General features: G+C 44.4%; 22 protein-coding genes. 8 read left to right on the top strand and 14 right to left on the bottom strand.

The genetic code is table 11. The annotated features are described in order from the left end of the window. Positions 1-29: 29 nt before the first annotated feature. Together L1D22_RS04120 and znuA are read right to left on the bottom strand one after the other, a co-directional pair. Complete coding sequence (locus L1D22_RS04120) at positions 30-3,392, bottom strand: helix-turn-helix domain-containing protein (RefSeq protein WP_239828849.1); 3,363 nt, start codon at positions 3,390-3,392, stop codon at positions 30-32. 268 nt (positions 3,393-3,660) lie between these two features. After that, a complete protein-coding gene (gene znuA, locus L1D22_RS04115) occupies positions 3,661-4,551 on the bottom strand; it encodes a zinc ABC transporter substrate-binding protein ZnuA (RefSeq protein ID WP_239828796.1) in 891 nt (296 codons plus the stop codon). Positions 4,552-4,634: 83 nt separating this feature from the next. Between znuA and znuC the strand changes: the two genes are divergently transcribed. Together znuC and znuB are read left to right on the top strand one after the other, a co-directional pair. Next, on the top strand, positions 4,635-5,417 hold the full coding sequence (gene znuC / locus L1D22_RS04110; protein ID WP_061034153.1) for a zinc ABC transporter ATP-binding protein ZnuC: 783 nt from the start codon (positions 4,635-4,637) through the stop codon (positions 5,415-5,417). After that, positions 5,417-6,202, top strand: coding sequence for a zinc ABC transporter permease subunit ZnuB (gene znuB / locus L1D22_RS04105; protein WP_239828795.1), 786 nt, complete (start codon positions 5,417-5,419; stop codon positions 6,200-6,202). The genes znuC and znuB overlap by 1 nt, the downstream gene beginning before the upstream one ends. Before the next feature lie 113 nt (positions 6,203-6,315). Here the strand turns inward: znuB and sucD are convergent, their stop codons facing one another. From sucD to sdhC, 8 genes are all read right to left on the bottom strand, one after another. After that, positions 6,316-7,188 (bottom strand): succinate--CoA ligase subunit alpha, encoded by an 873-nt coding sequence (gene sucD / locus L1D22_RS04100; protein WP_004734209.1) that lies wholly within the window; start codon positions 7,186-7,188, stop codon positions 6,316-6,318. After that, positions 7,188-8,354, bottom strand: a complete 1,167-nt coding sequence (gene sucC, locus L1D22_RS04095; RefSeq protein ID WP_010436793.1) for an ADP-forming succinate--CoA ligase subunit beta — start codon at positions 8,352-8,354, stop codon at positions 7,188-7,190. The genes sucD and sucC overlap by 1 nt, the downstream gene beginning before the upstream one ends. A 206-nt stretch (positions 8,355-8,560) precedes the next feature. Further along, entirely contained in the window at positions 8,561-9,769 is a 1,209-nt protein-coding gene (gene odhB / locus L1D22_RS04090; RefSeq protein WP_239828794.1) for a 2-oxoglutarate dehydrogenase complex dihydrolipoyllysine-residue succinyltransferase, read from the bottom strand. A 21-nt stretch (positions 9,770-9,790) separates the two neighbouring features. After that, positions 9,791-12,607, bottom strand: coding sequence for a 2-oxoglutarate dehydrogenase E1 component (gene sucA, locus L1D22_RS04085; RefSeq protein WP_239828793.1), 2,817 nt, complete (start codon positions 12,605-12,607; stop codon positions 9,791-9,793). A gap of 97 nt (positions 12,608-12,704) precedes the next feature. After that, the gene (locus L1D22_RS04080) at positions 12,705-13,418 is read right to left on the bottom strand and encodes a succinate dehydrogenase iron-sulfur subunit (RefSeq protein WP_010436773.1); all 714 of its coding nucleotides are present in this window, start codon (positions 13,416-13,418) and stop codon (positions 12,705-12,707) included. Between the two features lie 12 nt (positions 13,419-13,430). Then, the gene (gene sdhA / locus L1D22_RS04075; RefSeq protein WP_239828792.1) at positions 13,431-15,197 is read right to left on the bottom strand and encodes a succinate dehydrogenase flavoprotein subunit; all 1,767 of its coding nucleotides are present in this window, start codon (positions 15,195-15,197) and stop codon (positions 13,431-13,433) included. Beyond that, positions 15,198-15,545, bottom strand: a complete 348-nt coding sequence (gene sdhD / locus L1D22_RS04070; RefSeq protein WP_010436768.1) for a succinate dehydrogenase, hydrophobic membrane anchor protein — start codon at positions 15,543-15,545, stop codon at positions 15,198-15,200. Next, positions 15,539-15,931 carry a succinate dehydrogenase cytochrome b556 subunit gene (gene sdhC, locus L1D22_RS04065; protein ID WP_019820486.1) on the bottom strand — a complete coding sequence of 131 codons (393 nt, stop codon included), beginning with the start codon at positions 15,929-15,931 and terminating at the stop codon, positions 15,539-15,541. The genes sdhD and sdhC overlap by 7 nt, the downstream gene beginning before the upstream one ends. 416 nt (positions 15,932-16,347) lie before the next feature. Between sdhC and L1D22_RS04060 the strand changes: the two genes are divergently transcribed. Then, on the top strand, positions 16,348-17,637 hold the full coding sequence (locus tag L1D22_RS04060; protein WP_239828791.1) for a citrate synthase: 1,290 nt from the start codon (positions 16,348-16,350) through the stop codon (positions 17,635-17,637). Positions 17,638-17,773: 136 nt separating this feature from the next. On the opposite strand, the gene L1D22_RS04055 is transcribed toward L1D22_RS04060, so the two are convergent. Continuing rightward, the gene (locus L1D22_RS04055) at positions 17,774-18,532 is read right to left on the bottom strand and encodes a Nif3-like dinuclear metal center hexameric protein (RefSeq protein WP_239828790.1); all 759 of its coding nucleotides are present in this window, start codon (positions 18,530-18,532) and stop codon (positions 17,774-17,776) included. 114 nt (positions 18,533-18,646) lie between these two features. Here L1D22_RS04055 and L1D22_RS04050 point away from each other — a divergent pair, with 114 nt between their 5' ends. Beyond that, positions 18,647-19,405 (top strand): DUF1853 family protein, encoded by a 759-nt coding sequence (locus L1D22_RS04050; RefSeq protein ID WP_239828848.1) that lies wholly within the window; start codon positions 18,647-18,649, stop codon positions 19,403-19,405. Positions 19,406-19,525: 120 nt separating this feature from the next. Here the strand turns inward: L1D22_RS04050 and pgm are convergent, their stop codons facing one another. Both pgm and seqA read right to left on the bottom strand, forming a co-directional pair. Next, positions 19,526-21,172 (bottom strand): phosphoglucomutase (alpha-D-glucose-1,6-bisphosphate-dependent), encoded by a 1,647-nt coding sequence (gene pgm, locus L1D22_RS04045; protein WP_239828789.1) that lies wholly within the window; start codon positions 21,170-21,172, stop codon positions 19,526-19,528. Between the two features lie 92 nt (positions 21,173-21,264). Beyond that, a complete protein-coding gene (gene seqA / locus L1D22_RS04040) occupies positions 21,265-21,804 on the bottom strand; it encodes a replication initiation negative regulator SeqA (protein ID WP_239828788.1) in 540 nt (179 codons plus the stop codon). Positions 21,805-21,897: 93 nt separating this feature from the next. Between seqA and L1D22_RS04035 the strand changes: the two genes are divergently transcribed. The 3 genes from L1D22_RS04035 to fldA all read left to right on the top strand — a co-directional run bounded on the left by L1D22_RS04035 (position 21,898) and on the right by fldA (position 23,578). Continuing rightward, positions 21,898-22,659 (top strand): alpha/beta fold hydrolase, encoded by a 762-nt coding sequence (locus L1D22_RS04035; protein WP_239828787.1) that lies wholly within the window; start codon positions 21,898-21,900, stop codon positions 22,657-22,659. A 108-nt stretch (positions 22,660-22,767) separates the two neighbouring features. After that, a complete protein-coding gene (locus tag L1D22_RS04030) occupies positions 22,768-22,986 on the top strand; it encodes a DUF2788 domain-containing protein (protein WP_004737900.1) in 219 nt (72 codons plus the stop codon). A 58-nt stretch (positions 22,987-23,044) separates the two neighbouring features. Further along, positions 23,045-23,578: a flavodoxin FldA gene (gene fldA / locus L1D22_RS04025; RefSeq protein WP_004737899.1), complete on the top strand. Its 534-nt coding sequence runs from the start codon at positions 23,045-23,047 to the stop codon at positions 23,576-23,578. Positions 23,579-23,674: 96 nt separating this feature from the next. On the opposite strand, the gene L1D22_RS04020 is transcribed toward fldA, so the two are convergent. Then, positions 23,675-24,181: a DUF4442 domain-containing protein gene (locus tag L1D22_RS04020; protein WP_004737898.1), complete on the bottom strand. Its 507-nt coding sequence runs from the start codon at positions 24,179-24,181 to the stop codon at positions 23,675-23,677. Between the two features lie 207 nt (positions 24,182-24,388). On the opposite strand from L1D22_RS04020, the gene fcrX reads away from it, so the two are divergent. Then, positions 24,389-24,838 (top strand): ferric iron uptake transcriptional regulator FcrX, encoded by a 450-nt coding sequence (gene fcrX / locus L1D22_RS04015; protein WP_239828786.1) that lies wholly within the window; start codon positions 24,389-24,391, stop codon positions 24,836-24,838. Positions 24,839-24,843 lie beyond the last annotated feature (5 nt).

The raw sequence follows: 24,843 nt of genomic DNA, 5'->3' as shown, positions 1-24,843 counted from the left end.
TATCTTTATCGATGTGAAACCGCAATGAACTACTCCTCGTTGTTTTCAGCAAACTTAGACGGCGACATACCGAAGTGATGTTTGAACCTTTGGCTGAAATAAGACGGGTCATTAAAGCCAGAGTCAAAAGCAACGTCTGATATCTTCTCTCCCGCGAGCAACCGCTCACACGCATGCTCCAAGCGAACCTCATTCAAATGTTCCTTAAAGGTCTTGTTATAAGCCATCTTAAAGCGCCTTTGTAAGCTTCTCTCAGACATAAATAGATACTTAGCAGCAGTAGCGGTACCAAACTCTGCATCAGCGTAGTGCTCACTAACAAGCTGAGACACTCGGTTCTTCCACTCTTGTTCTGCACTAAGCTTTAACTGCTCAGGTGAGGTATTAGCGAGCTTAATAGTCTCAATCTGCTCTATTGTATTAGTTTCGAGATTATCTAATACATGATAGTCGATTGGCCAAGTAAGCTGAACCTTATTTTGAGAATCCGACACAAAGGCATTGATTTCACCACCACTCTGATTCATCAGCAACGGTAACTTTTCTATGTTTAAGTCGGTCGACTTACCACTGTTGTCACTAATACTGGAAGTTAACTTAGGGAAAGGCATGCCATGATCTAAGATGGTAACGACCAGGTGTTCTTTCAGCTCCTCCACCATGACCACCATACTCTGCGACTTAAAGTTACGCTTGATGATGCTCGCGATCAGGCTATTGAAGATAATATCGAGATTAAAATACAGTAAAGAGACATGTCTGTGCTTAGTATCTACCTTTATTTCTAGCTCAATGCCAGCCTTGGTTAAGTCTTCCTGCCAAGCCTTAAGCACTGACTCCAAAATTAAGATCATATCGTAACCAACGGCGCCACCACCTTGCCGGCTATTGCTCAATTGAGCCAAACCATTCTTTAACGCAAGAATCGGCGATTTACCTTGCTCATCACTCCAATTAGGGAGCATGGCTGCAACTTGGTTAACCTCTGAAGAGAGTTCGTCGGCGGTATGAGACACAAGCGCATTCTTAACCGATAACTGCTTCTTAAGTTGCTGATTAGTCGTCAGTAGTATCCGACTTTGGTGCCTCAACTGATCAGTTTTCAAAGCTACTTGTGACTTAAGATGTCTGTTGGCAAAAGTGACGTAACGCGAACGCCAAAAAACCAAAATGGTGACCACACAAATCAGTAAGATAAGAGAGCTCGCAGCAGCCCAATTACTGAGATACCAAGGTTCCGCTATAGAGAAGCTTTGATTGGTGGAGACAAAACGATAGTGTGAATCATTTACCGGCTTCACTTCGAGCGTATAATCTCCCGGAAGCAAGTGGTCGAGTGTTAATAAGCCACCTTCAAACTCACTCCAAGGTTCATCATCATTGAGTCGATACTCCATCGCAGGAGCAAATGTAGCAGGCAAAATGCCTAGCTTAAAGCCAATCGATGAACCATAAGGGATCTCGGCTAAATCCGCGGCCTTCCCACCCAATGATACGGTCTTTTGGTTAACGCTTATCTTACTCAGCAATGCTCGACTATGAGGCGTGGTAGATACCAACAACTCATTAGACAATGCACTCACCACACCATACTTGGAACCTAAAACTAACCGTGAGGATTGATTCTCCTCACTATAAAAGAGTTCACATGCACCGGCCGCCAATTCATTGGTGATCAAACCAAATGGTGAACCTATGTGCTTGTGCAGCTGACCATCCAGTCCATAATAGCTAAGTCCTTTTGAAGACCCCAACCACACACCATTCTCATCGCTAATCAGACAACTCGGACTGATATTCTCTTCAACCAAGGCGATCTCTTCTATCACCGAACCATCGTAAGGGATCCGATAAACGCCATAACTACCCGCAAACCACTGAGAGCCATCATTGGCTTTTTCTATATCAACCACTTTGCCAAATCGTTCGCTGAAACGACTAAAGCTGATCCGTTTATCAACAAAGGAATAGAAGCCATGGTCGGTGCCGATGTAGACGCGACCTTGTAAACCAATATTTAGATCTGTAATTTTTGCTGGCAGGAACTTATCCACCAACCAGTCCATTCCGTAGCCCGTAAGCTCCATATGGTCGAGCGATAATGAATAGAGGCTTTGACCAGAGGTCATCCAAAGGGTGTTATCACCTTGAAGGGCAAAATTCTCGATGTGGACGCCTTCAATGGCTCTTGGCAAATTCAGTGCTTCAAACTCCAACGTCTCGGTATTGAAGCTTATAATCCCTTCTTCGGTCGCCAACCAAATTGACGTACCAAAAATCTGAAAGTCTTGTACTGGTTTTTGATATACGCGCCTAGGCCTCTCTTCAGTTTCAGAATCAACGAGGTAGAGGCCCATCGAAGATGCCACCCAAGATAGATGCTCACCGATTGGCTCAACTTTATTGATCACCATACTGCTGGAGTGCATGCCCATTCCGGTGAGTGGCGTTCTTGAGAATGTCTTACTAAACAAAGAAAAATACCGAATACCATTGTTGGTCGCGACCCACATCCCACCAGCATGATCGTTAATTAGTGAGTAAATTTTCTCGCCCGGTAACGAAAAGTCTTGGTTAGCAGCTTGTTCAAAACGAGTGATTTCGCCGGTAATAAAGTTGTAGCTAATCAAGCCGTGCTCAGTACCAATCCAATATTGATTCGTGGTTTCAGCAATAGAGAGCACATGCGAGCCACTGATCTTGGTCTCTTTCTCAGAATTAGCCAAATCAACAATCACAACACCATTTAATGTACCAATCAGTAATTCACGTCGCGCATTCGAAAAGTACACAGTCTCGATGTAGTGTTTATCGGAGGCAGCAACATGAGTAAATTCTTGATTTTCGGATAGGTAAGTGCCGGAACTGGTTGCCAGTACCCATTTTGATAATACCCACTCAGCATCATTAATCGTAATGTCGCTGCTGTTGTTGTATCGGTACAATTTGAGAAGTGAATAGGTATTAAATTCTAACGACTGAGTGTTATAGGTGTAGAAATTATTGCCGTCGGTCACCCAGATATAATTGTCAGAGGCACCAATATTGGTTATCTCTGAACCAGGACTAAGGCTAAATGCGAGCTCATTACCGAGCCCAGGAGTATGTCGATATACCTCATTATCAAAAAACGTCCAAAACTCATCGTTCAGGAAAGCAACGCGTTCCGATGAGAACTGTAGCAGGCTGCCTTTTCGTGGTAGCAAAGCTCGACCATCGTAAAACAGGACTTTTCCATGCACATCATGGATCCAAAGCCCACCACCTGCGCCTAGATAGAGATTTTTAGCCGCGAGAAAATTCCCTTGCGCTTGAACAGGCAAAGGATAAAAGACAGACGGCGATTTATTTAACGCAAGAGCGCTAAATGAAATGCTCATTAGCATGAACATTCGGAAGACAATTCGATACAACTTCTAATCCTGAACAGCAAAAACGTATGAAGTTTCGGCTACCGCAATGTCTTAACCTGCTCGACCAGAAACTGAGTTTTTTTGTGCTTATTATTATCTTTCCATTTTAGCGGAAATCTACGAAGGAGAAAGAAGGTTTATTGTTTGTTGAAAGGTTTTATCTTAGCGGTCACGAAAATGCCGCAAAAAGCGGCATTATTCATAATCATATCGAGAGCAAAGTGGAGTAAAGGTTACTTACTATTGATTACTTTGCACTTAGACAGCTTGCGTAGCTATCGGTAAGTTGCTGAAGAAAATCGAAATAACTTCCGCTCTTCACTTCAACTGTAGAGCCAATTGGGTCTAATTGACCTTGTTTCGCATTGCTTCCACGAGTCACTGAGTCAATTACAGCCGGTGTAAATTGAGGCTCAGAAAACACACATTGAACGTTTTCACGTACTATTGTCTTCTTAATCGCAATCAGGCTTTTTGCACCCGGTTTACGCTCTGGACTCACTGTGAAATGACCTAAGTTATTTAGGCCAAACTCTTCTTCATAGTAACCATACGCATCGTGGAAAACGTAGTAGCCTTTGTCTTTCACTGGAGCCAGTTGCTCGCGAATAGATTGCTGCTTCTCTTTTAATGCAATCAGGAATGAATCTAGATTCTCTTGATACGCCATTGCGTTATCTGGATCAGTTTCAATTAGCTTATCTGAAATGTACTTAGCAGCTACTTCCACTTGATCGATGCCTAACCAAAAGTGTGGGTCATGGCTGCCATGATGGTGCCCTTCATGTGCATCGTGATCATGCTCTTCGTGGCCAAACTCTCGTAAGTTGATACCAGGGATTTTACCGATTTCGATAACGTTATCATTCGATTCAATCACCTTAGTCAGAAACGCTTCTAAGTCAGGGCCGAACCAAACAACCATGTCTGCACTGTGAACTTTTTTGACATCAGACGGTTTAAGCGCATAATCGTGCGGCGAAGCATTGCTGTTCATCAACACATCCGGTTCACTAACGCCTTGCGTTAATTCTGTCACAATCATTTGAATTGGTTTGAAGCTTGTTAGAATGGTATTAGCACTTGCAACACTTGGCGCTAAAAGCAAAGTAGCAAGTATATAAGATGAACGTGACATAATTCCTCGATAATAGAAAAGTAGCTTAGGCTTGAGGTAAATGTTACATTATAACATTAGCGAATTGCAAATGAGTTCTATTCATGGATAACTTAATCCAACTAGATTCTGTGAGCGTCGAGTTTGACGGTCGAAAAGTCCTAGACAATATCTCTCTAAATTTAGAGCGTGGCAGAATCACTACCCTAATTGGGCCAAACGGTGCGGGAAAATCAACCCTAGTAAAAGTACTACTTGGGCTCCAACACAAATATTCTGGAAAGATTACCAAATCAAAAAAACTAAAAATTGGTTATGTTCCTCAAAAGCTAAAGCTGAATGATTCTCTGCCTCTCAATGTAGAGCGTTTCCTTAAGCTCACCGGTAGATTCAGTAAACAAGAGATCTTGGAAGCTCTAAAACTCGTTGGTGCTGAGCATCTGATGAAAAGCAACATGCATCAGCTATCAGGTGGTGAAAACCAACGCGTACTAATTGCTCGTTCTCTCTTGAGAAGGCCAGACCTATTGGTTCTTGATGAACCTGCACAAGGCGTAGATGTACAAGGTCAAATCGATCTCTACGAACTGATTGATTCTATTCGTCACCGCTTTGGCTGTGCAGTCTTTATGGTTTCACACGACTTACATTTAGTGATGGCAAAAACAGACGACGTGATCTGTTTACACCACCACATCTGCTGCTCTGGTGCACCCGCTGATATTAAGCATCACCCTTCTTATATCGCTCTATTTGGTACTGCGGTTCAAGAGAGTTTGGCGTTCTATCATCACCAACATGACCATCATCACCATGACTTAGCAGGCCAACCTGTATCTGGAGATGTGCACGACTGTTCTAACCATAAACACGGACATCACCACTAATGCTTGAGTTTCTTTTACCTTCTATCCTCGCAGGCTTAGGCATCGCGCTTATTGCTGGTCCACTGGGGTCGTTCGTAGTGTGGCGTAAGATGGCGTACTTTGGCGACACATTGGCTCACGCCTCTTTAATGGGTTTGGCGCTTGGTTTCCTGTTAAATATTAACTTGTACTTCGCGCTGCTGATTTGCTGCTTAATGTTGGCTGTATTACTCGTGACCTTACAAAAGCAAAAGCTGGTCGCGACCGATACGTTGCTCGGCATATTAGCCCACAGTGCACTCTCGCTCGGCTTGGTTGCTGTTAGCTTCTTAGATAACGTTCGTGTTGACCTAATGAGTTACCTATTCGGTGACCTGCTTGCCGTTTCTCCCACTGATTTAGTGTTCATCTATGCAGGCGCTGGTGTTATTGGTTTAGTGTTAGCTATCTTCTGGCGGCCACTGCTATCAACAACAGTGAACGAAGATCTTGCGGCGGTTGATGGCATCAACATTGATTTAATGCGTCTGATTTTGATGCTGCTTGTTGGTATCGTGATTGCTGTCGGTATGAAGTTTGTGGGTGCACTAATCATGACATCACTACTGATTATTCCTGCAGCAACGGCAAGGAAGTTCTCCAATACACCTGAGCAGATGGCGTTCCTAGCATCGATTATTGGCTCTATCTCTGTGTTCGGTGGATTAAGCTTGTCTTGGTTCTATGACACGCCTGCCGGTCCGTCTGTGGTTATCAGTGCGGCTGCGATGTTTATGCTATCTCAAATGGTGAAGACCCAAGCGTAGTCATACGATTCATATCTCGTATCATTGAAAACATACAAAAAAGCTTGGTCAGTGACCAAGCCTTTTTAATCTCGTTCAGTTAGCTTCTATCTCATTCGATAAAAGTTAGCTGATTACCAACCTGTGATTTCACGTAGACCTTTACCGATGTCAGCAAGAGACTTAACTGTCTTAACGCCTGCTGCTTCTAGTGCCGCGAATTTATCTTCAGCAGTACCTTTACCGCCAGAGATGATTGCGCCTGCGTGGCCCATACGTTTACCCGGAGGAGCGGTAACACCAGCGATGTAAGAAACAACTGGCTTAGTTACGTTCGCTTTGATGAACTCAGCCGCTTCTTCTTCCGCAGTACCACCGATTTCACCAATCATTACGATTGCTTCAGTCTCTGGGTCTTCTTGGAAAAGTTTTAGGATATCAATGAAGTTTGAACCTGGAATTGGGTCACCACCGATACCAACACATGTAGACTGACCAAAGCCTTCATCTGTTGTTTGCTTAACTGCTTCGTACGTCAGAGTACCTGAACGAGATACGATACCTACTTTACCCTTCTTGTGGATATGACCAGGCATGATACCAATCTTACACTCATCTGGAGTGATAAGACCTGGACAGTTAGGACCAATCATGCGAACGCCAGTTTCTTCTAGCTTCACTTTAACGTCGATCATATCTGTTGTAGGGATACCTTCAGTGATCGTTACGATCAGTTCGATACCTGCATCAATCGCTTCTAGGATTGCATCTTTACAGAAAGGAGCTGGTACGTAGATAACGGTTGCTGTTGCGCCAGTTACTTCTACAGCTTCGCGTACTGTGTTGAATACTGGAAGGCCTAGGTGAGTTTGACCACCTTTACCAGGTGAAACACCACCAACCATTTGCGTACCGTATGCGATAGCTTGGTCTGAGTGGAATGTACCTTGACCGCCAGTGAAACCCTGACAGATTACTTTAGTGTCTTTGTTAATTAATACAGACATTATTTAGCCTCCGCAGCAGCAACAACTTTCTGAGCAGCATCTGTTAGAGATTCAGCTGCAATGATATCAACATCAGAATTAGCAAGTACTTCGCGACCTAGGTCTGCGTTGGTACCTTCTAGACGAACAACTACAGGAACTGTTACGCCAACTTCTTTAACCGCACCGATAATACCTTCAGCGATCATGTCACAACGAACGATGCCACCGAAGATGTTTACTAGTACTGCTTTAACATTGTCATCAGAAAGGATGATCTTGAATGCTTCAGCTACACGTTCTTTTGTCGCGCCGCCGCCTACATCAAGGAAGTTTGCTGGCTTGCCGCCGTGTAGGTTTACGATATCCATCGTACCCATCGCAAGGCCTGCACCGTTAACCATACAGCCAACGTTGCCATCTAGTGCTACGTAGTTCAGCTCCCACTGTGCTGCGTGTGCTTCGCGCTCATCTTCTTGAGATGGATCGTGCATTTCACGTAGTTTAGGCTGACGGTACATCGCGTTTGAGTCGATGTTGATCTTGCCGTCTAGACAAAGCAGGTTGCCTTCGCCAGTAATTACAAGTGGGTTGATTTCTAGTAGAGCTAGGTCGTACTGAGAGAACATTTGGCCAAGACCCATGAAGATCTTAACGAACTGTTTAATTTGATCGCCAACTAGACCAAGTTTGAACGCAAGTTCACGGCCTTGATAAGCTTGAGGGCCCACTAGAGGATCGATCGCTGATTGGTGAATCAACTCTGGAGTTTCTTCAGCGATTTTCTCAATGTCCACACCGCCTTCAGTTGACGCCATGAATACAATTTTGCGTGTTGCACGGTCAACAACAGCACCTAGGTAAAGCTCGTTAGCAATGTTCGATGCTTCTTCAACTAGGATCTTTGTTACAGGCTGACCATTAGCGTCTGTTTGGTAAGTCACTAGGTTTTTGCCTAGCCACTTTTGTGCAAACTCTTTAACGCCTTCTTTCGTGTCATGTAGCTCTACGCCGCCCGCTTTACCGCGGCCACCAGCGTGTACTTGACACTTAACGACTTTCTTGGCTGTACTGATACGACCTGCAGCTTCGAAAGCTTCTTGTGCAGTATCACATGCGAAACCTTCTGGTACAGGCAAACCGAATTCTGCAAACAGCTGTTTGGCTTGGTATTCATGCAAATTCATTTTGATATTCCGTTTATTTTCCCTTAAGGGATTATTATTTCCATAACGACACAGTTTCCTGTGTTACGTCTGTAGGGTCTTCTCAAATAAACTGCTGTCCATTTTCTAATGGCTTTACAGTTCAAGTGAAGGCCAGACGTTGAGCAGCCTAGCCTTTGAAACTTTTTACGTCTAGCTAACTGGGCTAACTAGACGTTTTAGCGATACTAAACGTCTAATAGCAGACGTGCAGGATCTTCTAGTAGCTCTTTGATGGTCACTAGGAAGCCAACTGATTCACGGCCATCGATTAGACGGTGGTCGTAAGAAAGCGCTAGGTACATCATTGGTAGAATCTCTACCTTGCCGTCAACAGCCATTGGACGATCTTGGATTTTGTGCATACCCAGGATTGCCGCTTGAGGCGGGTTGATGATTGGCGTAGACATTAGAGAACCAAATACACCACCGTTTGTGATAGTGAAGTTACCGCCCATCAGCTCATCAACAGTTAGCTTGCCGTCACGGCCTTTGATTGCTAGCTCTTTGATGCCTTTTTCGATGTCAGCGAAACCTAGTGTGTCACAGTCTTTCAAGACTGGAGTTACTAGACCACGTGGCGTTGATACTGCCATGCTGATGTCGAAGTAGTTATGGTAAACGATATCTGTACCGTCGATAGAAGCATTCACTTCAGGGAAACGTTTTAGCGCTTCTGTTACTGCTTTCACGTAGAAAGACATGAAGCCCAGACGCGTGTCGTGACGCTTCTCGAATTGGTCTTTGTACTGCTTACGAAGGTCCATGATTGGCTTCATGTTCACTTCGTTGAAAGTAGTCAGCATTGCTGTGCTGTTCTTCGCTTCTAGAAGACGGTTTGCAACTGTCTTACGTAGGCGAGTCATAGGCACGCGTTTTTGGCTACGAGCTGCTGCTGGCGCTTCAACTGCTGGTGCAGATGCTGCTGCCGGAGCCGCTTTCGCTGCTGCTAGGTGTGCGTCGATGTCTTCACGAGTAATACGACCACCAACACCAGTGCCTTTAACGTCAGCTGGTTGTAGGTTGTGCTCTGCAAGCAAGCGACGAACAGCTGGGCTCAGTGCGTCGTTGCTCTCTTCTGTAAGAGCCGCTTTGTGGCGCTTATCAGGAGAAGCTTCTGTATCTTCCGTTGTATCTTTCGTTGGTTCACCAGCGACAGCACCCGGCTTGATTTTAGCCAGAAGCTGTTTAGAAAGTACCGTAGCACCTTCTTCTTCGATGATAGTTTCCAGAACACCCGCTTCAGGAGCTGGTACTTCTAGAACTACTTTATCTGTTTCGATATCTACAATGACTTCATCACGTGCAACCGCTTCGCCCGGTTTTTTGTGCCAAGTAGCAACTGTTGCATCAGCCACAGATTCAGGTAAATCTGGAACCAGAATTTCAATTGTCATGTGCGTATTTTCCTTTTACTTCTAGTTCTTAAGTAGGGTCAAAGCGTCGTCAACTAACGCTTTTTGTTGTTTCAAGTGTACCGACATATAGCCAACAGCTGGTGATGCTGATGCAGGGCGACCTGCGTATTGAATATCAGCACCCACTGGGATAGCAGCTCGGAAATTATGTTGGCTACTGTACCAAGCACCTTGGTTTTGAGGTTCTTCTTGACACCAAACGTAATCGACTACATTCGTGTACTGTGCAATTGCAGCTCTCACGTCCTCGTAAGGGAACGGGTAAAGTTGCTCAATACGCACAATAGCGACATCGTCTTGCTCGTTCTTACGTCTTTGGTCAAGTAGGTCAAAGTAAACCTTACCTGAACAGAACACGACGCGTTTTACGTTCTCAGGAGCCAGATCATCAATTTCTGCGATAGCTGGTTGGAACGTACCTTCTGCCAAATCTTCCAAAGAAGAAGTACACAGAGGGTGACGAAGCAATGACTTAGGTGACATTACGATCAAAGGACGACGCATTGGTCGAACAACCTGACGGCGAATCATGTGGTAAACCTGAGCTGGTGTTGAAGGAACAACAACCTGCATGTTTTGTTCAGCACATAACTGAAGGTAACGCTCAAGACGTGCAGAAGAGTGCTCTGGACCTTGACCTTCATAACCGTGAGGAAGCAGCATAGTTAGACCACATAGACGTGCCCACTTTTGCTCACCTGACGAAATAAATTGGTCGATAACAACTTGTGCACCGTTTGCGAAGTCACCAAATTGTGCTTCCCAAAGGGTTAGACCGCTTGGCTCTGCTGTTGCGTAACCATACTCAAATGCCAGTACCGCTTCTTCAGACAATACCGAGTCAAACACTTGGAATGGCCCTTGCTTATCATGAATGTTCGCAAGAGGAACATACGTGCTTGCATCCGATTGGTTGTGCAGTACTGAGTGACGGTGGAAGAAGGTACCACGGCCTGAATCTTGGCCAGAGATACGAATACGCTTGCCATCATCAACAAGTGTTGCATACGCCAGAGTTTCAGCCATACCCCAATCGACTTGTTTTTCACCATTCACCATGGCAGTACGATCGTTGTACAGTTTATTTACTCGGCTTTGCAGCTTGTGGCTCTCTGGGTATTGGCAAAGTTTGGTACCAAGCTCTTTCAGGCGCTCGATATCAATCTTGTTATCCCATTCGATGTTCCAGTCATGACCTAGGTAAGGAGACCAGTCGACAGAGTGCATGGCCATTGGACGCCACTCTTTAACTACAACTTCACCGTGATCAAGCGCATCACGATATTCGTTAACTAGCTGAGTTGCTGTATCAATACCAAACTCACCGCGCTCCATTAGCACGTCAGCATAAAGCTTACGTGGCGTTGGGTGCTTCTTGATTTTTTGGTACATCAAAGGCTGTGTTGCATTCGGCTCATCAGCTTCGTTGTGACCGTGGCGACGGTAACAAACCAAGTCAATAACAACATCACGTTTGAACGTATTACGGTAATCCAATGCAAGACGCGCAACGAACGCAACCGCTTCTGGATCATCAGCATTAACGTGGAAAATCGGAGCCTGAACCATCTTCGCGATATCAGTACAGTACATCGTAGAACGAGTATCGCGTGGGTTAGACGTTGTAAAACCAACTTGGTTGTTTACAACGATACGAACCGTACCACCAACACAGAAACCACGCGCTTGAGACATGTTAAACGTCTCTTGTACTACACCCTGCCCAGCGATCGCAGAGTCACCGTGGATAGTAATAGGAAGTACACGGCTACCGTCATTATCACCAAGGCGATCTTGACGTGCTCGTACTGAACCGATAACTACCGGGTTTACGATTTCTAAGTGAGATGGGTTAAATGCGAGTGCTAAATGAACGTTGCCGCCTGGCGTTGCGAAATCCGCAGAGAAGCCTTGGTGGTATTTCACATCACCAGTACCCCACGTGTCATCATGCTTGCCGGCAAACTCGTCAAACAGGTCTTGCGGCTTTTTACCAAGCACGTTGACCAACATGTTTAGTCGACCACGGTGAGCCATACCAACAACAACTTCACGCATGCCTTGTCCGCCAGCATGACGAATGATCTCTTTCGTCATTGGGATAAGAGCATCACCACCTTCCAACGAGAAGCGTTTTGCGCCTGGGAATTTCGCACCAAGATAGCGCTCAAGACCTTCAGCAGCAGTTAGCTCTTCTAGGAAAGCTTGCTTTTCTTCTTTATTGAAAGAGGGTTGACCAGATACAGACTCTAAACGTTGTTGGATCCAACGCTTTTGCTCTGTATTTGTCATGTGCATGTATTCAGCACCAATAGAGCCACAATAAGTTTGCTTTAGAGATTTGTAGAGATCTTTAAGCACCATCGTCTCTTGGCCAATCGCGTAAGAGCCGACGTTAAACGTCTCATTGAGGTCATCTTCGGTAAGAGTGTGAAAAGAAGGGTCCAGTTCATCAACTGTCGCTCTTTTCCATAAACCTAGGGGGTCTAGATTTGCTGCTTGATGCCCTCGGAATCGATAGGCATTAATAAGTTGCAGAACCTTTACTTGTTTCGCATCGACATCTGGATCACTAACTTGGACACTGTAATGCTTTGTTTCTTGAGCGAGTCGACGGAAGTATTCACGAACACGAGAGTGTGGTTGTTCCACTGTCTCTGAAGCTTGCACAGGCAGTTCTTCAAAAACACTTCTCCATTCGTCACTTACCGAATCTGGGTCACTTAGATACAGTTCATAGAGTTCTTCTACGTACGTTGCATTGGCGCCAGCCAAGTGTGAAGACTCGAGCCATGCCTTCATCACGCCGTTGTGCATATTTTCCCTTAACCAGTAGTTTTCACGTTTGCTGCGGTCTATGCCGAGCTATTAAAAGGCCGCCCCAAAACTTCTAGGGCGGCAATTTTTATATAACTTAAACCGAACGATTTACTAGCATGGTCTTGATGTGACCAATCGCTTTCGTCGGATTTAATCCCTTAGGACAAACACTTACACAATTCATGATGCCATGGCAACGAAAAACGCTAAATGCATCATCAAGATCGGACAAACGTTCATCTGTCGCTGTATCTCGGCTATCAATTAGCCAACGGTACGCTGCAAGCAGGCCTGCTGGTCCGATGAATTTATCAGGGTTCCACCAGAACGAAGGGCAAGATGTTGTACAACATGCACACATGATACATTCGTACAATCCATCTAAGTGCGCGCGCTCATCAGGGCTTTGTAAGTTTTCGCGTGCCGGTGGTACATTGCCATCAGACACTAAGAATGGCTTCACTTTCTCGTAGTTATCGTAGAACTGAGTCATGTCTACAATCAGGTCACGAACAACAGGTAAACCAGGCAGAGGACGAATCACAATCTTGTCTTGGCCAGAAAGCGCAGACAACGGAGTAATACACGCCAGACCGTTTTTACCATTCATGTTCAGACCATCCGAACCACATACACCTTCACGGCATGAGCGACGGAATGAGATAGTTGGATCTTGCTCTTTTAACAGAATAAGCGCATCCAAAAGCATCATGTCTGAACCTTCATCCACCTCTAGGGTGTATTCCTTCATATAAGGCTTCTGGTCGACATCTGGATTGTAACGGTATAAAGAGAAATTCAGTTTCATGGTCATATCTCCTTAGTACGTACGTGCTTTTGGTGGAAACGCTTCACGATGGATAGGCTCCATGTTTACACCACGCTTAGTCATGCTCTCTGACTCTGGGTTGTAAAGAGAGTGGCATAGCCATTGCTCATCATCACGGTCAGGGAAATCGAATCGAGCGTGTGCACCACGGCTCTCTGTACGGAAGTTTGCAGCAACCGCTGTTGCAAATGCCGTTTCCATCAAGTTTTCAAGCTCTAGACACTCAATACGTTGCGTGTTGAACTCCGTCGACTTGTCAGATAGGTGTGCATTCTTCAGACGCTCGCGAATCGCTTTAAGCTCTTCTAAGCCTTCCGCCATTGCTTTGCCTTCACGGAACACCGAGAAGTTATTCTGCATACATTGCTGAAGATCTTTACGAATTTGCGCTGGATCTTCACCGTCAGTACTGTTTTCCCAACGATTGTAACGCTCTAGAGAACGCTCAATGTCTGCTTCAGTTGCTGGTTTCGCTTGATCTTGCTTCTTCAAAGTCTCACCTAGGTGTAGACCTGTTGCACGACCAAATACCACCAAATCAAGTAGTGAGTTACCACCTAGACGGTTTGCGCCGTGTACTGATACTGATGCGATTTCGCCACAAGCAAATAGACCTTGGATTTCAACATCGTTGCCATCTTCAGTTTGCTTAATAGCTTGACCAGAAACTTGTGTTGGGACACCACCCATCATGTAGTGACATGTAGGGATTACTGGGATTGGCTCTTTCACTGGATCAACGTGAGCAAAGGTACGAGACAGTTCACATACACCAGGAAGACGAGATTCAAGTGTCTCTTTACCTAGGTGATCAAGTTTCAGCTTGATGTGTGGACCCCAAGGGCCATCGCAACCGCGACCTTCACGGATTTCAACCATCATTGAACGTGCAACAACATCACGACCCGCTAAGTCTTTAGCGTTTGGTGCGTAACGTTCCATGAAGCGTTCGCCGTCTTTATTGAGAAGGTAACCACCTTCACCACGACAACCTTCCGTTACCAATACACCTGCACCAGCGATACCCGTCGGGTGGAACTGCCACATTTCGATGTCTTGCATTGGAACGCCAGCACGAATCGCCATACCAACACCGTCACCAGTGTTGATGTGTGCGTTAGTTGTCGAAGCGTAGATACGACCAGCACCACCAGTAGCAAGGATTGTTGCCTTCGCTTTGAAGTAGCAAACTTCGCCCGTTTCCATACAAAGCGCAGTTGTACCTAAGATTGCACCGTCTTCGTTCTTAACAAGATCCAGTGCATACCACTCAGAGAAAACCGTCGTTTTATGTTTAATATTTTGTTGGTAAAGCGTATGAAGCAATGCATGACCAGTACGGTCGGCTGCAGCTGCGGTACGAGCCGCTTGCTCACCACCAAAGTTTTTAGATTGACCACCGAAAGGACGTTGGTAAATAGTACCATTCTCAAAACGAGAGAACGGCAGGCCCATTTTTTCAAGTTCGATTACCGACTCAGGACCGTTTTTACACATGTATTCGATAGCGTCTTGGTCACCGATGTAATCAGAACCTTTAACGGTGTCGTACATGTGTTGTTCCCAATGGTCTTCGTGCGCGTTACCAAGAGCAACAGTGATGCCGCCTTGTGCTGAAACCGTATGAGAACGAGTAGGGAAAACTTTAGAAAGCAATGCACAAGATAGGCCTTGCTCAGAAATTTGCAGTGCGGCACGCATACCTGCACCACCAGCGCCGATAACTACGGCATCAAACTCACGAACAGGAATAGTCACTTACGCACCCCACAAAATAAACAGACCAGAGAAGAAATATCCAAGAAGAACTGCAACAACACCGACTTGAAGACCAACACGCAGTTTTGCGCATTTGATGTAGTCAGTCAGTACTTGCCATAAGCCGATCCACGCGTGAACCAAAACCGAAGTAAGTGCTAACATGGTGAAGACTTTAGTGAAGGTTCCACCAAAGAATTGCGTCCAAGATGCGTAAGAGATATCACCAGAGAAAGCACAGAAGCTTACTAGGTAGATAGTGTAAAGAGTCATAATGATGGCAGTTGCACGAATCAGTAGATAATCATGAACACCATTACGACCAAAAGTAGAAACGTTGTTTACCATACTAAGATCCCCGCTAGTAGAGACAATACTGCTGTTGCTGCGAATGCAACCTTAGCGCTCTTAGCGCCAGATTCCAGCTCTTCAAAGTGACCTAAGTCCATAAGAAGGTGACGAATACCACCAGCAATGTGGTAAGCCAAAGCGGTTAGAATACCCCACAGAATAAACTTCACGAAGAAACCGTCGACGATGTCGCTAGCTTCCATAAAGCCTACAGGGGATGAGAGGGAAATGGATAGTAACCAAAGCAGAATTCCAATCGCGACAAAAGTTATCACCCCAGACACACGGTGTAGGATGGAAGCTATTGCAGTGATAGGAAAGTGGATGGTCTGTAAATCTAAATTAACAGGTCTTGTCTTTCTTTCTTTCACGGGCTTGCTCACTCAGCTCCATTGAGCATTATGGTCATTAAATAACCTTATGATATTGTTATGGACAAAATTTGATCGCAAACCTTCAAAACTTAACATTAACTTAACAAATAACTGAAGTTGAGCCTTAGATAGTTGTAAAATAATTGTTAACTGCCAGATTAAGAAAGACACCTCACATTTCTTCTTAGCCTTGCATTTATAAGGTTTTAACCAAACTTTTCAGCGCCACTATACGGCTGGCAACATTCTAATACAATTGATGTAACAAATAATGCTACACAGACCAGATTTTTAACGAATTTAATGTAAAAAACACTAACAACTGCACACAAAGCTGTAGAAAAATTGACTTTCCCACGTAAGACCAGTAAAAAAATGGCACATAAACATCCTGGACGGATTAATAATAAACAAAGGAGATTGTTATGGCGGATAAGAAAGCTACCCTTCACATTGAAGGTCAAGCGCCAATCGAGCTGCCGATTACAGAAGGTGTACTTGGTACTCCAGTGATCGATGTTCGTACACTAGGTTCTAATGGTTTTTTCACTTTTGACCCTGGTTTTCTTGCCACTGCATCTTGTGAGTCTCAAATCACTTTTATTGACGGTGGAAAAGGTATTCTTCTACACCGTGGTTATCCAATTGACCAACTTGCCAATAACGCTGATTACTTAGAAGTATGTTACATACTTCTTTACGGTGAAGCCCCATCTCGAACTGAATACGAAAAGTTCAAGACTACCGTGACACGTCACACTATGGTGCATGAGCAGATTGCTAGTTTCTTCCACGGCTTCCGTCGTGACGCTCACCCTATGGCTGTAATGTGTGGTGTTGTAGGTGCTCTAGCGGCGTTCTACCACGACTCACTTGATATCAACAACGATACACACCGTGAAATCGCGGCTTACCGCCTGATTTCAAAAATGCCGACACTAGCAGCAATGTGTTACAAATATTCAATCGGTCAGCCGTTTATCTACCCACGTAACGACCTAGGCTACGCAGAAAACTTCTTACACATGATGTTTGCAAATCCATGTGAAGAGTATGAAGTGAACCCTATCGTTGCCCGTGCAATGGATAAAATCTTCACGTTACATGCTGATCACGAACAAAACGCTTCAACATCTACTGTACGTCTAGCGGGGTCATCTGGTGCAAACCCATTTGCGTGTATCGCAGCTGGTATCGCATCACTTTGGGGCCCAGCTCACGGCGGTGCAAATGAAGCTTGTCTGCGCATGCTTGAAGAGATCGGTAGCGTAGAAAACATTGAAGAATACGTTGCGAGAGCAAAAGATAAAGATGACCCATTCCGCTTGATGGGCTTTGGTCACCGTGTTTACAAGAACTACGATCCACGTGCAACGGTAATGCGCGAAGCGTGTCACGAAGTACTGAAAGAACTAAACATACAAGATCCTCTGCTTGATGTAGCAATGGAACTTGAGCGTATCGCTCTTTCAGATGAGTACTTTGTTTCTAAGAAGCTATACCCGAACGTAGATTTTTACTCAGGTATCATTCTAAAAGCGATTGGTATTCCAGTATCTATGTTTACAGTAATCTTCGCGATGTCTCGAACTGTCGGCTGGATTGCACACTGGAACGAAATGCACAGCGATCCGACAAACCGTATCGGTCGTCCTCGTCAGTTGTACACTGGCCAAGAGCAGCGTGATTTCCAAGCTCTACACGAGCGCGAATAGTAAAGTTTCGACTTTTCTAATCGATTGAAATCAAAAAGGGTTGATGTATTAACATCAACCCTTTTTTATCTCCCAGTATTTCGTATCACTTCAATGAAGGTACAAATATCCAGAGAGCTACAACCTTTAAACGTGGTTACACAGGATTATCAATATCGATAAATTCTACGTCTAAACCATGCTCTTCCGCTAACCATTCACCTAATGCTTTCACACCATAACGTTCCGTTGCATGGTGGCCTGCTGCAAAATAATGAATGTCTTGCTCACGCGCTGAATAGGTTGTGCGCTCTGAAATTTCACCAGAGATAAACGCATCAATACCTTGAGAGGCTGCAAGCTCAATGTAGTCTTGACCGCCGCCAGTACACCAGCCGACAGTCGTAATGATTTTGTCTTGGTTTTCAGGAGCGATATGCAGTGGCTTACGATTCAGAACTTGCTCTATTTTCTCTGCAAACTCAGCACCTGTCATTGGTGTTTTCAATGTACCAAACATTGCAACCGACTGTGGGTGCCCTTCCATGCCACCTTCTACTTCAATATCAAGCAGTTCAGCGAGCTTAGCGTTGTTACCAAGTTCAGGGTGGATATCGAGAGGTAAGTGATAACCTAACAGGTTGATATCATTCTTAATCAGAGTACGAATGCGCTTGCCCTTCATGCCACGAATGGCCTCTGACTCACCTTTCCAAAAGAAACCGTGATGAACCAACAAAGCATCAGCGTTCAATTCTACCGCTTTATCAATCAGCGCTTGAGAAGCTGTTACACCAGTAACGATGCACTTCACCTCAGAAGCACCTTCGACTTGAAGACCATTAGGACAGTAATCTTTAATCTGCTGTGGCTGCAGTTTTTCGTTCAGTAGCTTTTCTAATTGTAAGTTATTCATTTTTATTTCCAGCTTACCTTTATAATAACGTCGTTATATCAATTTACGGGTAGAATGTCGAAAGCCCTGCCCTCTGTTTATTGAGAACAGATGACTAAAGTTTACGAGGAACCGATGACTGAACTGCAACGTTTTTACCAATGGGTGATTGGCTCACCACCACTACTGGAAATCAAGCCACCCATTTCTGATCTCGGGGTATTCTCAAACCACCAAGTACTCGACACATCACATAGTTATAATGGTAACCCTAGATTAGGGTTTCTCTACCAACACCTGTGTGAACAAGTCATCATTGGTTCGGATAATTATTCAATCAAGTACGACGAGATTCAGATTAACGTAGAGGGTAGAACACTAGGTGCTATCGACTTTATTCTCGAAGACACGACCAACCAAAAGTTAGAACACTGGGAAGTCGCGATTAAGTTTTACCTACTCCACGAGCAAACATGGTTTGGCCCTAATTCTCATGATCAATTGGACAAGAAGATCGATAGAATGCTCAACCACCAGCTTGGAATGTCATCTTCAGTCGCATTTGTTGAGCAATACCCAGAGGTCGAGGTCGACTCAAAACACCTCCTCATGCAAGGTCGCCTATATACCAACCCATTCTTAGAGCAAAACGTACCTACTGAGTGTTTGGGTTACGACATTAATCCAAGCCAAGTAAACGGTTTTTGGTGCTATCAAGATCAAGCTCATCTCATCACTGAAGCGCTCTACCCTCTTACCAAAGAACAATGGGCGGCTGGGGCAGATGATTTCAGCAGTCAGCCTATCACCGAGTTCGGTGATCGCTTCGTCCACGGGCAAACCAAGTCCGGACAATTTTGGTTTGTGATGCCGCAAAGCTGGCCACACGGCTAATACATTCGTCATTGAGTTAACTTAGTCTTAGCCACTTACTCACAGACAAATAAAAAGGGCTGATGCTTTCACATCAACCCTTCTTCGATTTACGTAGCGACTCTAGTAATCAAGATTCGATTACAGACCAGCGGCTGCAAATACTTGATTAACAATCTCTTGAGCTTCTGCTTCGATTGCTTTTAGGTGCTCTTCACCTTTAAAGCTTTCACAGTAGATCTTGTAGATGTCTTCAGTGCCTGATGGACGAGCAGCAAACCAACCGTTCTCAGTTGTCACTTTAAGGCCACCAATCGCAGCACCGTTACCTGGAGCATGTGTTAAGCGAGCAGTAATCGCATCGCCAGCAAGTGTTTCAGCCGAAACCATCTCTGGAGACAGTTTCTTCAGCACGTCTTTTTGTGCGCCATTTGCTACAGCTTGAATACGGTTGTACTTAGATTCGCCGTGTTTATCAGCAAGCTCTTCGTAGTATTCTTGTGGGTTCTTACCCGTTACCGCTGTGATCTCAGCCGCAAGTAGGCAAAGAATTAGGCCATCTTTATCTGTTGACCAAGGCGTTCCGTCTTTACGTAAGAAAGATGCACCCGCACTCTCTTCGCCACCGAAACCAAATTGACCGTTGTATAAGCCATCAACGAACCATTTGAAACCAACTGGCACTTCACAAAGTTCGCGACCTAGGTCAGCAACAACACGGTCAATCAATGCGCTTGATACCAGTGTTTTACCAACAGCAACCTCTTTACCCCAACCTTCACGGTTACGGTATAGGTAGTCAATACAAACTGCTAGGAAGTGATTTGGATTCATTAAGCCTTTTGGTGTCACAATGCCGTGGCGATCGTAATCAGGGTCGTTACCAAACGCTAGTGCATACTCGTCTTTAAGAGCCAGTAAGCCTGCCATAGCGTATGGAGAAGAACAGTCCATACGAACAACGCCATCTTTATCTAGAGACATGAATTGGAAAGAAGGGTCAACCGCTTCACTTACCAAAGTAAGATCTAGGTTGTACGCTTTACCAATTTGGCGCCAGTAGTCGATACCGCTGCCACCCAGTGGATCAACACCAATCTTGATGTTTGCTTTCTGGATCGCTTCCATATCAACCACGTTAACCAAATCAGCAACGTATGGAGCAACCAGATCCACTTCTTTCACTAACTCAGACTGTTTAGCCTGTGCGATAGGAGTACGCTTAACACCTTGCATTTGCTCAGCAATGATCACGTTCGCACGGTCTTCAATTGCTTGAGTCAATTCAGCTTCAGCAGGACCACCGTGTGTCGGGTTGTATTTAATACCGCCGTCTTGCGGTGGGTTATGTGAAGGTGTGATAACAATGCCGTCGGCTTTCTTATCATTCACTAGGTTGTGCGTAAGAATCGCGTGCGAGATACCAGGTGTTGGAGTAAAGCCATTGTTTTCTTGAATAATAACTTCAACACCGTTCGCTACAAGCACTTCGATAACAGTAGAGAACGCAGGCTCAGATAGAGCGTGAGTATCTTTACCTAAGAAAAGTGGACCTGTTGTACCCTGCTCGGCACGAACCTCAGCAACTGCTTGTGCAATCGCTAGAATGTGGTTTTCGTTAAATGTTGATTTGTCTGCTGTACCACGGTGACCTGAAGTACCGAACAGTACTTTGTGATCTGGGTTGGTCGCATCCGGTTGCTGTAAGAAATAGTTAGCCACTAAAGCCGGAATATTATGAAGATCTTCCTGCTGAGCTTTTTGCCCAGCACGAGGGTGCATAGCCATTTTTTGACATCCTTATATATAAAATTTAAAAACAAAAAAACCTCATAATATCTTCTTATCCATGGATATTATGAGGTTTAAATCAGATTTCGCTAAATTGAAGCTGTTACTTTTTCTATTAATTCTGCTTGGAAGTTCATACGACTCATAAGCTGCTCAACCATCTGTCTTTTCCGGCTTGTATTGTTATTAGTAATAACCCAAAAAGGACTGTGTGGAATCGCTTTAGGCTTAGTGGTGTTACCGTTTGCTAGCAACGTCGCTTCGTTGTCTGCAAAGTAAACACGCTTACGGCCTTTTACTTGAGTTGCTTCTGAAAAGCTTAAAGGGTCGATTTTATGCAGTGTTGATAACACAAGCATGAAACGATCAATGGCTTTCTTTAGTGATGCAAACTCATCTGATATTAGTAGTGAGCGCATTTCTTTAACGCCATCGAATTTCTCTGGAGTAAAGCCTACCTCTTTGCTAACAACGATACCTTTTGGCTCAACGATCTCTTCGATCGGAACCATGCCTTGGCTATCAACCTGTAACAAGCGGCGCAGAATATCTGAAGCGCTTTCGCCAATACGTTCTGTCTGACCCGCAATAAAACGGTATAGGTCCTCATCAACCTCAATTGTTTTCATTCGCTTTTCACAATCTCAATGTTTAAACTCTGGGGGATTATAGCGAGATCCGCGCGGATACTCTACGTCAAACCCACCATGAATAAGATAAAAATGTCAGTACAGCTCAACTATAAAATCGAAGGTGAGGGTCACACCATAGTTTTGATCCATGGATTATTCGGTAATCTGGACAACCTAGGCTTGCTAGCCAGGGATCTAAAAACCGATCATAAGGTACTGAGTATCGATCTTCGTAATCACGGACAATCCTTCCACAGTGATACCCATAATTACCAAGCGTTGGCACAAGATGTCGCTCAACTGCTGAAAGATCTTGAGCTGAATGACGTTACTGTCATTGGTCACTCAATGGGTGGTAAAGTCGCCATGGCGCTAACTCAACACCTAGAACTGCACAAACTTATTGTATTAGACATGGCACCTGTCGCGTACACTCAAAGCCGTCACGATAACGTATTCGCAGGCCTGCAAGCTGTGATCGAAGAACAACCAACCTCTCGCTCAGAAGCACTTAAAGTACTCGCAAAACATATTGAAATAGACGGCGTTCGCCAGTTCTTGACCAAATCTTTGTTTAAATCAGAGCAAGGCATCATGGAGTGGCGCTTTAACGTCGCATCACTGCTCGCAAATTACGCGCACATCATTGGCTGGGAACCGATCGACAAAACCTCGGTCAAAACCTTGCTAATAAAAGGTGGAGACTCTGACTATCTCACGGCTGAACACCAAACCGCGGTTCAGCAGCAATTTTCTAATGCAAAAGCGCACGTCATTGCGAATACAGGTCACTGGCTACACGCAGAAAAGCCAGCTGAAGTACTCAGAGCAATTCGAAAATTCATCGTTTAAGCACTCTTTTTCATGCAGATAAATGAGAGCTGAGTAATCACTGCAGATTAACTTTATCTCGCAACAGTGATATAGTGCGCCCAAGCAAAATTGGTATATAAGGTTCCCATGCTTTACGACTACATGAACATCATTGAATCTGTTGGTTTAGATCTCCTATTTGCCGCGATTTTCTTTTTAATCGGTATGGCAATAAAGGACGTTCTCAAGCAAGGAAATGTTCCTCCATTTGGTCGTCGCATTGTGTGGTTAGTACTTTTCCTTGGCTGTGCAGGTTTTATCGCCAAAGGGATAATCCAACTAAGCTGGGAAGGAACCGGGATCTAACGATTTCCTTCCGAACTTTATTACACCGACAACAGACAAAATGAAAGGTAATGATTCTATGGCAAGTGTAGGTCTCTTCTTTGGTAGCGATACAGGTAACACTGAAGCTGTTGCTAAGATGATTCAAAAGCAATTGAGCAAGCAGCTCGTTCACGTTCAAGACATTGCAAAAAGCAGCAAAGAAGATATCGATAACTTCGATCTACTGCTGCTTGGTATCCCTACGTGGTACTACGGCGAAGCACAATGTGATTGGGATGACTTCTTCCCTGAGCTAGAAGCTATTGATTTCTCAACTAAGCTTGTTGCTATCTTTGGTTGTGGCGACCAAGAAGATTACGCAGAATACTTCTGTGATGCTATGGGTACTATCCGTGACATCGTTGAAGCGAAAGGCGGTACTATCCTAGGTTACACATCAACTGAAGGTTACGAATTCGAAGCATCGAAAGGTTTAGTTGAAGGCGATGACAGCCAATTCGTTGGTCTATGTATCGATGAAGATCGTCAACCTGAGCTAACTGATGAGCGTGTATCTAACTGGGTTAAACAAATCCACGAAGAAATGTGCCTAGCAGAGCTAGAAGACTAATTCTCTAGCGGTTGTTAATTGTTACAATTAATGACAACTATATAGATATGAAAAAACCTCCTTTTGGGAGGTTTTTTGCTATTCAATGGTTATCAATTAACACTCAGCTTCTAATGCTTCGTCATCATCTCTAAATTGCGGCTTCTTTCTTACATAAAGCGTACGCTGAATTTCTGATACCACATTCCCCTGCTTATCTTTAACGTAGATAATAAACTCAGGAAAACACTTCTCACCGAGCTGTGTCTGACGATAGATCTCATCCAGTTGTCCTTGGCTTATTTCGAAATCTGCATACAAGTCAGATTGACCAGGTTTGATAAAGTTAATGCTCGCTTCCTTGTCCCAAACATAATATCGCTCACCCAAAATTCCCATTAACATCAAAGAGTAAACGGGATCGGTTAAAGAAAAGATGCTGCCCCCATATTGAGTGCGATTGGCATTTTTGTTCCACCAACGTAACTTGAGCACCGTCTTGACTACCCTGAAGTCTGAGCTTATGTGCGCTATCTTAATGCCCGCTCCCCAGAACGGAGGCCAGATATTAAGAGCGAATTTCACGATGTTTGGTTTGTATATTTTTGCAAGTTGCTTATTCATAACAACATTCCGTGTTCATATTAGAATTACCGCCACCTTGACTGGTCTTACCTCCACTATAAGTGAGATACTTCCAATTTACAAAACAGATTGTGATGTCGATTAGTAACCCTTTGAAGTTCGTGGTTTATTGTTATGCCTGACTAAACTATAATGGTATTAATATTGAATTCTGTTAATTGCTGCAGATCATCAACAGGAAAGTATATGTCAGACAATAATCAAGCGCTAAAAGATGCTGGTCTTAAAGTGACCCTCCCAAGGCTCAAAATTTTAGAAGTATTACAACAACCAGACTGCCAACATATTAGTGCTGAAGATTTATATAAAAAGCTGATCGACCTAGGTGAAGAGATCGGACTTGCGACCGTTTATCGAGTATTAAACCAATTCGATGACGCTGGCATTGTAACTCGCCACCACTTCGAAGGCGGTAAGTCTGTATTTGAACTTTCAACACAACACCACCACGATCATCTAGTATGTCTAGATTGTGGCGAAGTTATCGAATTCTCCGATGATCTTATCGAAGAAAGACAAAAAGAAATCGCTCAACGCTACAACGTACAGCTAACTAACCACAGTTTATACTTGTACGGAAAAAGTATTACCGGAGATTGCAAAGGTAACCCTGACGCACACAAACCGAAGAAGTAATACTG

Origin of the sequence: Vibrio sp. Isolate34 (genome assembly GCF_022397915.1) — a bacterium.
GTDB lineage: Bacteria > Pseudomonadota > Gammaproteobacteria > Enterobacterales > Vibrionaceae > Vibrio.
Note: the sequence above shows the minus strand (reverse complement) of the source record. Positions and strands in the feature narration are given on the sequence as shown.